Below are 9,208 nucleotides of genomic sequence, written 5' to 3'. Positions count from 1 at the left end.
TCCTGTCGTCCCGACGCAAGTCGGAAGCCCCGACCAGAGCGATCTGGTCGGGGCTTTGTGCTGCGTACAGCAGCGAAGTACAGCAACGGGGGTCAAGGGCAGAGGTCCCCGAGGGTGCTGCCGAGCTTCCGCAGGGCCTTGCGGGTGCTCTCGGCCGGCACGTGGGTGTAGACCTCCATCGTGACGGCGATCTGCGAGTGCCGCAGGATCTGCATCGCGATCCGCGGGTGCACGTCCAGGGTCTGCAGGGCGCCAAAAGTCCCGCACGTGCGTTGACCTGGTCGTTTCTTCGGGCGGTCGTGATCTTCGTCAGGCGGTGTCGCGGTACTCGTGGATCAGTCCGCCGAGCACGTCGTGGCGTTGGATCCGCTGCGCGGGGAATGGGATGACGTCCGGGTCGTCGGCAGGGGCGCGCAGCTGCAGGGCCCGGTGCGGCCTTCCGGTGTTGTGGTGCCGCTCGTATTCGGCGAGGACGTGCCGGGCGTGCCGCTCGTTGTAGATCAGCATCCGATCCGAGCACTCCGCGCGCACGCTGCGTATGAACCTCTCGGCGTGAGCGTTCATCTTCGGCGCCTGCGGAGCGCTCTTCAAGATCTCGATGCTGTCGGCGGCGAAGGCGGCATCGAATGCCTGGGTGTAGCGGCTGTCGCGGTCGCGCAGCAGGTATCGGAAGCCAGCGGCACGTTCGCCGAGGTCGGCCAGAAGGTTGCGCGCGAGCTGGGTGGCCCAGGCCGCGGTCGGGTGGGCGGTGACGCCGAGGATGTGGACACTGCGGGTGCCGGCCTCCATGACCGCGAACGCGTACAGCCTGGTCAACCCGACGGTATCGATGGGGAAGAAGTCGGCAGCCAGGACGCCGGAAGCCTGGGCGCGTACGAACTCGCGCCAGGCCGGTCCGGTGTCCGGGCCGCGTCGGGGTGCGGGGCCCAGGCCCGCGCTGCGCAGGATGCGGCGGATGGTGGAGGCGCCGACGCGGTGGCCGAGACGCTTGAGCTCGCCTTGGATGCGGGTCGAGCCCCAGGTCGGGTTCTCCCGGGCCAGGCCCAGAATCAGGGCGGTGAGTTCCTCGGAGATCGGCGGGCGTCCGGTGCGATCCGGTTTCTGCCGCCACTTCCAGCGCACCAGGCGCCGGTGCCAGGTGAGCAGGGTGCCGGGGGGTGACCAGGCGGTGCCGACGCAGACGGCCGGGCAGCTGCCGGGCGAGGGCGGCGAGTACTGCGCGTTCCGGTAGTCTCGGGAGCACGACCGATCGTCATGCCGTGCCCACCGACGCCGCGCGACAGCGGTGACCTGAGCGACCACGGCCGGCGGCCCGAAATCCGCTCCCACCTGCATGGATGAGGTTTCCGGCAAGCGCAGCGTCGGCCGAGTCGTTCTTCGCCGCCTTGAAGCGCGAATTGGTCGATGACCGGGTCTGGCCCAGCCCGGCAGCGTCCCACTCGGCGATCTTCGAGTGGATCGAGGGCTGGTACAACATACGCAGGCTCCACAGCAGCCTCGACCACCGCAGCCCTGCCGACTTCGAGGCCGCTCTCGCGGTCCGACCAACACACCGAACGTGTCCGTCGAAGCGGAGCAAGCTCAGCGGGCCGTGCCTGTCAGCGGACGACGGACAGCCGGTACGTCGTACCGTGTGGGCTTCGAAGCTCAGGCGTGGTCGGTAACGGTCTGAACGACCTCGGCGTCGACCGCCGTACCGGTGTGGTCGGTCACCGCCACGGGCGGTGTGCCGGAGGGCCAGTCGGACGGAGAAGGAGCGGCTCCGGCTCACTTCCAGGGCGGCTTCGGTCAGGCGGCCGTCCTGCCGGCTCGGACTGACGCCGACACCGCCCGCGGCCCGGAGACCGATGATCGAGCCGACGGGCCAGGGCTGCGGTGGCGTGGGCAGCAGGCGCGGGCTGTGGGGGTAGTCGGCAGCCGCAGCAGACGGCAGGCCGCTGGGCCGCCTTCTTGCCCGCGGGTGGGCCGAACCCCATAGCGGCAGGCGGGCATAGTCGGAGAACGGTGATCAAGGCCGTGAATCGGGCAGATGACTTTTTCGCACCCGCACTGCTGGAAGCCCTCTCTCGGCTGGGAAATTGGCCATTGACATGTCCTCCGACGGCTGGCTACGATCGCGATCGTTTGTTAAGGGGGAGTAACGATGGGAGTCAAAGCCGCCGGAGGCTCTTCGGCGGGGTTATCCGGGGTGGCGTGCGCCATATTCGTGGCGCCTTGCCTGCGCACATGTGTGCGTGCATGAACTTTCGGGGGTGGGGGAAGCGGCCCTTTTTGAGGGCGTGTGCTTGATTCGTCTTTCCGATGTCGGGCATGTCGGGAATTTGGCTGCGGCCTGACGTCGCATGGGCGCCAGTAGCCCCTGTCGGTGTCCAGGTTTTCATCATTCCGTTTGCTCGACTGCTGGTTCGCTCGATGGTGTCATTTTGCGCCTTCGGGGTTGGATGATGCCCGCTGTCCATTCACCTCGGAGATCCCTCCCGGGTGGCACCGCCCTGTATTCTGGATTGCACGGAATCCCTCTGTCGATCCGGCTTTGTGGGTCATATTTCGATTTTAATTCCAGTGACGCAATCCGCCCGGGCTCATAAAGATAGCGGGGAGGGCCGACGGCCCAAATGAGATGTGTGCGAATAGTGAGGTCTTATGTCTAGCCCGTTCGACGATCCCCATGGTCGCTTCTTCGTTGTGGTCAACGGCGAGGGGCAGCATTCGCTCTGGCCGGAGTTCGGGCGGCTGCCGGCCGGCTGGACGGTCGTGCACGGGGCGGCGGATCGCTCGTCGTGCCTCGACTACGTCAACGCGAACTGGACTGACATGCGGCCGCTGAGTCTTGTCGCCCACATGGCCGAGGCGGTTCCGCGTCAGGACGAGGAGCAGTGCTGATGACTGCCGAGCACAAGGCGAACGGTCAGTCAGGTGCGGGGCCGCGGAGCGCGATCCGAAAGCGGCTCGTGTCACAGGCGCGGCTGGACCAGATGTCCTCGGAGAAGCGGGCCCTCCTGGAGAAGCGGCTCGGCGGGCGCCGCCCCAAGCCGGCCGACGACTCGATTCTCCCCGTCCCGCGCACGGCCGAGCTGCCGCTCTCCTCGGCGCAGCGGCGCCTCTGGTTCATGGACCAGGTGAGCCCCGGCAGCGCGGTCTTCAACGTGTCAGTGGCGCTCCGGTTCACCGGCCCGCTCCGGCTCGACGTGCTCGCACAGGCGGTCCGTCGGCTGTTCCTCCGTCACGAGTCGCTGCGGACGGTCTTCCCGCCCGCCGCGGACGGCTCCGGCAACCCGGTACAGCGGATCCTCCCGGACATCGGGGTGGACCTCGAACCGGTCTCGCCGGCCGACGGCTCCGAGGACGGGATCCGGGCGGCGGTGGAGGCGGAGGCGGCCAGGCCGTTCTCCCTCCAGTCCGGACCGCTCGCGCGCGCGACCGTGCTCCAGTGCTCCCCCGCTGACCACATGTTCGTACTGACTGTTCATCACATTGTCTGTGACGGTTGGTCGATGGGCCTGCTGGTCGACGAGCTGCTCGCGTCCTACACGGCCGTCGCCCAGGGCGCCGAGGCGACCCTCAGCCCCCTGACGCTGCAGTATGCCGACTACGTCGGCTGGGAGTCCCGCCCGGAGCGCACAGAGGAGCTCGCCGCAGGCGTCGAATACTGGCGCCGGACACTGAGCGGTGCCGTCCCGGTCATCGAGCTTCCCGTCGACCGCGCCCGGCCAGCCGTTCAGAGCTTCCGCGGCGAGCGACACCGCTTCGCCCTCCCGCCGGAGATCTGGCCGGCGGTGAAGGAGATCGCCCGCGCGGAGCGCGCGACCCCGTTCAATGTGCTGACCGCCGGATTCGCCGCGCTGCTGGCGCGCTACTCCGCCCAGGACGAGGTGTCGATGGTGACGCCGGTGGCCAACCGGCCGCGCGTCGAACTCGAGAGCATGGTTGGCTTCTTCGCCAACTCGATCGCCCTGCGGGTCGATGCCTCCGGCTCCCCGACCTTCCGCGAGCTGGTCGGCCGGGTGCGCGACCTCACCCAGGAGGCCATCGCACACGGCGAGGTGCCCTTCGACCGCGTGGTGGAGGCGGCGGACCTGCCCCGGGACCTGAGCCACTCGCCGATCGCCCAGGTGCTGTTCGCCCTGGTCGAGGACCCGGCGCTGGACCAGGAGCTGGGCGATCTGCGGGTCACGGTCGTCGACCACCACAACGGCACCGCCAAGTACGACCTCAGCTTGGAGGTCTGGCCGGACGCCGACGACGTCCTGCACGGCGTCTTCGAGTACGCGACGGACCTCTTCGACGAGACGACTGTGCTCCGCATGGTCTCCCATCTCGGCATCCTGCTCGGGAGCTTGACCGGCGAACCGGACACCAAGATCGGGAACGTCCCCATGCTGTCTGAGGACGAGCTGCGGGACACCGTCGTCGACTGGAACCGCACGGAGAGCCCGTTGCTCGGCGGCCTCCATGCCGTCGAGCTCTTCGAGCAGCAGGTGCGCCGCACGCCGGGTGCAACTGCGCTCGTCTCCGGCGAGCGGACCCTGACCTTCGCCGAGCTGGACCGGCTCGCGGACCGCCTCGCCGCCCGGCTGCGCCGCGTGGGCGTCGGGCTGGAGACACGGGTCGCGCTCTTCCTCCAGCGTGACATCGAGCTCGTGGTCGCGGTGCTGGCTGTGCTCAAGGCCGGCGGCGCCTACGTGCCCCTCGACCCCAAGGACCCGGCCGAACGCATCGCGTACATGCTGACCGACGCGGACGCGCGGGTCGTCCTCAGCAACAACCGCCATGCTGGCGCGCTCCCGGCGACGGAGGCGCACGTGCTCACCGTGGAGGACGTGCCGCCCGCCGCGGAAGGCGGCGAGCTGTCCGAGGTCGAACGCAGTGCCCGACCGCGGGCGGACAATGCCGCCTACATCATCTACACCTCCGGATCGACCGGCCGCCCCAAGGGCGTCGTCATCACGCACGGCGGTCTGGCGAACTACCTCGCCTGGAGCCTCGGCGCCTACCGGGTGGCTGACGGCGGGGACTCCGTGCTTGTCTCGCCGCTGCGGTTCGACCTCTCGGTGACCACCCTGTTCTGCCCGATCCTCGCCGGACGCTCGTTGACCCTCGTGCCCGAGGGCGAGGAGCTCGACACCCTGGCGGGCGCCCTTGGCGACAAGCTCGACCTCGGCCTGCTGAAGCTGACCCCGGCCCACCTCGACGCCCTGGACACGTCGATGCCGCGGGCCGGGATCGAGGCGGACGGTTACCTGGTCGTCGGCGGCGAGTCCCTGCACGGGAGCACCGTCGCCGCCTGGAGCGAGCGTGCCCCCGGCCTGCGCATGGTCAATGAGTACGGGCCCACCGAGACGGTCGTCGGCTGCTGCGTCCACGAGGTGACCGAGAGCACCGACCTCTCCGGCACCGTGCCGATCGGCCGACCCATCGCCAACACGCAGCTCTACGTACTCGACGCGCACTTGATGCCCGTCGCCCGCGGCGTGGTCGGCGAGCTGTACGTCGGCGGCGCGGGCGTCGCGCGTGGCTACTGGAAGCGGCCGGATCTGACGGCGGAGCGGTTCGTCCCCGACCCGTTCGGTGCGCCCGGCGGGCGGCTCTACCGGACCGGGGACCTCGTCCGACTGCGTCCGGACGGCGAGTTGGAGTGCCTCGGGCGGGCCGACACCCAGGTCAAGATCCGAGGCTACCGGGTCGAACTGGAGGAGATCGAGGCCGCCCTGACCCGGCTCCCGGACGTCCGCGAGGCCGTTGTGCTGCTCCGCGAGGACACACCCGGCGAGCGCAGGCTCGTCGCGTACACCACGGCGGCGGATGCCGGGGAGGCGCCGGAGGCCGAGGAACTGCGGGCCGAGCTCCGGGCCCAGCTACCGGAGTACATGGTCCCGGAGCTGTTCGTGGGGATGGATGCCCTGCCGCTGGCCCTGAGCGGAAAGGTGGACCGCCGCGCGCTGCCGCGCCCGACCGTGGAGCCCGCAAGCGGCGCCACGGCAGGCGGCCTCGTGTCGCCGGTGGAGCGGGTGGTGGCTCGGGTGTGGGCCGAGGTTTTGGGTGTGCCGTCGGTGGAGCGTGATGTGGCGTTCCTGGAGTTGGGCGGGCATTCGTTGTTGGCGGTGCAGGCGATGGCGCGTCTGCGTAAGGAGCTGGAGCTGGACCTGCCGTTGTCGGTGTTCCTGCAGGCCACGTCCGTCGCCGATCTCGCGGCGCGGATCGAGGGTGCTGCGGTGTCGCCGGTGGAGCGGGTGGTGGCTCGGGTGTGGGCCGAGGTTTTGGGTGTGCCGTCGGTGGAGCGTGATGTGGCGTTCCTGGAGTTGGGCGGGCATTCGTTGTTGGCGGTGCAGGCGATGGCGCGTCTGCGTAAGGAGCTGGAGCTGGACCTGCCGTTGTCGGTGTTCCTGCAGGCCACGTCCGTCGCCGATCTCGCGGCGCGGATCGAGGCGCGCGGTGGCCCGGGCGGCAAGCCCCAGGCGCCGGTGCAGCCGGTGCCCTTCGGGGAGGCCGGCATCGAGGGCCCGCTGAGCTTCGCGGAGGAACGTTTCTGGCTGGCCTACACACTGGAGGATCGCTCCTCGGCCTACCACGTCCCGCTCACCCTGCACCTCAGGGGAGACTTGGACGTCCCCGCGCTGACCGAGGCCCTCCGCACACTGATCGACCGGCACGCCATCCTGCGCACGCGCTACCCGTTCGACACCGAAGGCGACCCCGTCGCGGTCGTCGACGATCCCGGGCGGTTCCACCTCGACTTCGTGGACCTCGACGGGGACCTGCGGGCCGTGCTCGACCGCCTCAGCGCGGAGCCGTTCGACCTGGCGCATGGGCCCCTGTTCCGGCCCGTGCTGCTGAAGGCCGGGGACGACGAGCACTACCTCAGCCTGTTGATGCACCACATCATCACGGACGGTTGGTCGATCGGGACCCTCCTGCGGGAGCTGACGGCGGCGTACACCGCCCTGGCCTGCGGCGAGCGCCCGTCCTTCCCTGCGAACGCCCTCCAGTACCGCGACCACGCCCGGGCGCAGCGCGACCGGGCCGACCGGCTCGCCGGGCAGCTGGCGTACTGGGAGCGAGCCCTGGAGGGGGCGCCGGCCGAGCTCGGACTGCCCACCGACCGGCCCCGGCAGGAGACATCGGAAGGACGGTTCTTCACCGTCGCCTTCCCCGACCGGGATGCTCGCGAGCTGGCACGGCGGACGGGGTCGACCCTGTTCATGGTGCTGCTCGCCGCCTACTCGGCGGTTCTGGGCGGGGCCGCGGGCAGCGAGGACGTCGTCGTGGGCACGCCGGTCGCCGGCCGGGACGACCTTGCGACGGAGCCCCTGCTCGGTTGCTTCATCAACACCCTCGCCATGCGGACGGACCTGAGCGGGGACCCCACCTTCGAGCAACTGCTCGGCCGGGTGAGGGAGTCGACCCTGCGGGCGTACGACCATCAGGAGGTCCCGTTCCAGCAGGTCGCCGAGCAGGTGGTGAAGCGGGTGGAGGGTCGCAGCTCGCTGTTCCAGGTCTGGCTGGAGCTCCAGAACTACCCCGACTCGCCACTGGACATGGCAGGGCTGAAAGCCGAGGAGTTGGCCGAGGACCTGGAGACGGCCAAGTTCGACCTTGCCTTCCACCTTGCCGAGTCCGGCGAGGAGCTGCAGCTCAAGGTCAAGTACGACGCCCTGCTGTTCGACGAGCGGACGGTGCACCGCTACGCCGACCGGTTCGTCGCCCTGCTGTCGGCGGCGGCCGTGGACCCAGCCCTACGGCTCTCCGGCCTGGCGGGGTGACGGCGCCCCGATGACCCCAGCGATATCAGCCGCATCGCTCATGCAACCGCAAGAGAGCCACATGTCCTTCCCCCACACGGCGCCGATGTGCGCACCCCCTTTGGAGCGCCTGTGACGACCGCCGAGCAGAAGTCCCTCTTCCGGCACCGGAGCTTCGCCCTGCTCTGGTCCAGCCAGTCGATCTCGATGTTCGGTACGCAGATCACGTACGTGGCGCTGCCGCTCACTGCGGCTGTGGTCCTGCAGGCCACGCCGATGCAGTCCGGCCTGCTGGTCGCGCTGGAGCAGTTGCCGTTCCTGCTGTTCGGTTTCGTCGTCGGCGTCTACGTCGACCGGCGGGCGCGCCGGTCGATCATGATCGGGGCCAACGCGGTCCGGTTCGCCGCTCTGGCGTGGATCCCGGTCGCCTACTGGTTCGACGTCCTGTCGATCCACCAGCTGCTCGTGGTCGTCTTCGTGGTCGGGACGATGGCCACGTTCTTCGACCTCGCCTACCAGTCATACATCCCCGGTTTGGTCGGCCGGGACCGGTTGATGGACGCGAACGGCAAGCTCCAGGTGTCCGAATCGGTCGCGGAGGTGGCCGGGCCCGGTGCCGCGGGGGCGCTGATCGGCGTGCTCGGAGGCCCGGTGGTCATCGCGCTGGATGCCCTGAGCTACGTGATCTCCGCGCTGGCGCTGCTCCGGATGCCCCCGGACGAGGCACCCGCCGCGCCGCCGGTCCCGGTCGGCTCGGGGGAGAAGGGGCCGTCGGTCTGGGCGTCCATGCGTGAGGGCTTCCGCCTGATCGGGCGGCACACCCTGCTGCGCTGGTGCACGATCGCCGCCGTATCGGCCAACCTCTTCTACAGCGCCCTGATGGCCGTGTTCTTCCTGTTCCTCCTCCGGGAGGCCGGGATCGGGTCGGCCGAGGTCGGTGTGATCGTCGCGGTCGGCAGCGCCGGTGCGCTCGTCGGAGCGCTGTCCGCCGAGCGGATCACCGGCCTGCTCGGCGTCGGGCCCACGCTGGTGCTGTCGCTCGTGCTTCCCGGAATCGGCTACTTCGCCCTCTCGACCGTTCATGACAACTCGCTGGTGGCCGTGGTCACCGCAGGTGCCGCGACCTTCGTCGCCCTGTTCGGCATCCCGGTCTTCGACATCACCGTCATCAGCTTTCGACAGATGGTGACGCCGGACCACCTGCTGGGCCGCGTCAACGCGACCGTGCGGACGCTCGCCAGGGGCAGTCTGCCGCTGGGCGCGCTGATCGGCGGTGCGCTCGGCTCGGCGCTGGGCCTGCGAACCACCGTCGTCGTGGCGGCGGTCGGTCTGCTTCTCCCGGCGGTGATCCTCTTTCTCTCGCCGATCCGCTCCGTCCGTCAGCTCGACGGTCTGGCCGCGGAGAGCGCGTCCGAGGAGTCTGCCGGCGTGCCGGAAGACTCGCCGAGCCTGCCGTCCGCCCACTGAGA

The 9,208-nt window shown here is 69.7% G+C and carries 6 protein-coding genes and 1 pseudogene; 4 read left to right on the top strand and 3 right to left on the bottom strand.

Annotated features, from left to right (window positions below):
- Window positions 1-92: 92 nt before the first annotated feature.
- Together ACFY07_RS23635 and ACFY07_RS23630 are read right to left on the bottom strand one after the other, a co-directional pair.
- Complete coding sequence (locus ACFY07_RS23635; RefSeq protein WP_390871389.1) at window positions 93-233, bottom strand: hypothetical protein; 141 nt, start codon at window positions 231-233, stop codon at window positions 93-95.
- Window positions 234-309: 76 nt separating this feature from the next.
- Window positions 310-1,335 carry an integrase core domain-containing protein gene (locus ACFY07_RS23630; RefSeq protein ID WP_390871388.1) on the bottom strand — a complete coding sequence of 342 codons (1,026 nt, stop codon included), beginning with the start codon at window positions 1,333-1,335 and terminating at the stop codon, window positions 310-312.
- Between the two features lie 2 nt (window positions 1,336-1,337).
- On the opposite strand from ACFY07_RS23630, the gene ACFY07_RS23625 reads away from it, so the two are divergent.
- Entirely contained in the window at window positions 1,338-1,664 is a 327-nt protein-coding gene (locus ACFY07_RS23625) for an IS3 family transposase (RefSeq protein WP_390871386.1), read from the top strand.
- Between the two features lie 74 nt (window positions 1,665-1,738).
- Here the strand turns inward: ACFY07_RS23625 and ACFY07_RS23620 are convergent.
- Window positions 1,739-1,888 (bottom strand): annotated as a pseudogene (locus ACFY07_RS23620) (glycoside hydrolase family 95-like protein); the annotation flags it as partial.
- A gap of 755 nt (window positions 1,889-2,643) precedes the next feature.
- Between ACFY07_RS23620 and ACFY07_RS23615 the strand changes: the two are divergent.
- The 3 genes from ACFY07_RS23615 (at window position 2,644) to ACFY07_RS23605 (ending at window position 9,206) form a co-directional block, all read left to right on the top strand.
- On the top strand, window positions 2,644-2,883 hold the full coding sequence (locus ACFY07_RS23615) for an MbtH family protein (protein ID WP_390871384.1): 240 nt from the start codon (window positions 2,644-2,646) through the stop codon (window positions 2,881-2,883).
- Window positions 2,883-7,760: an amino acid adenylation domain-containing protein gene (locus ACFY07_RS23610; RefSeq protein WP_390871382.1), complete on the top strand. Its 4,878-nt coding sequence runs from the start codon at window positions 2,883-2,885 to the stop codon at window positions 7,758-7,760. The genes ACFY07_RS23615 and ACFY07_RS23610 overlap by 1 nt, the downstream gene beginning before the upstream one ends.
- Window positions 7,761-7,871: 111 nt before the next feature.
- Window positions 7,872-9,206 (top strand): MFS transporter, encoded by a 1,335-nt coding sequence (locus ACFY07_RS23605; RefSeq protein WP_390871381.1) that lies wholly within the window; start codon window positions 7,872-7,874, stop codon window positions 9,204-9,206.
- Window positions 9,207-9,208 lie beyond the last annotated feature (2 nt).

It is taken from the genome of Streptomyces sp. NPDC001380, from assembly GCF_042895785.1.
Taxonomy (GTDB): Bacteria; Actinomycetota; Actinomycetes; order Streptomycetales; family Streptomycetaceae; genus Peterkaempfera.
The sequence above is the reverse complement of the archived record's forward strand: the minus strand, read 5'-3'. Positions and strand labels throughout refer to the sequence as shown.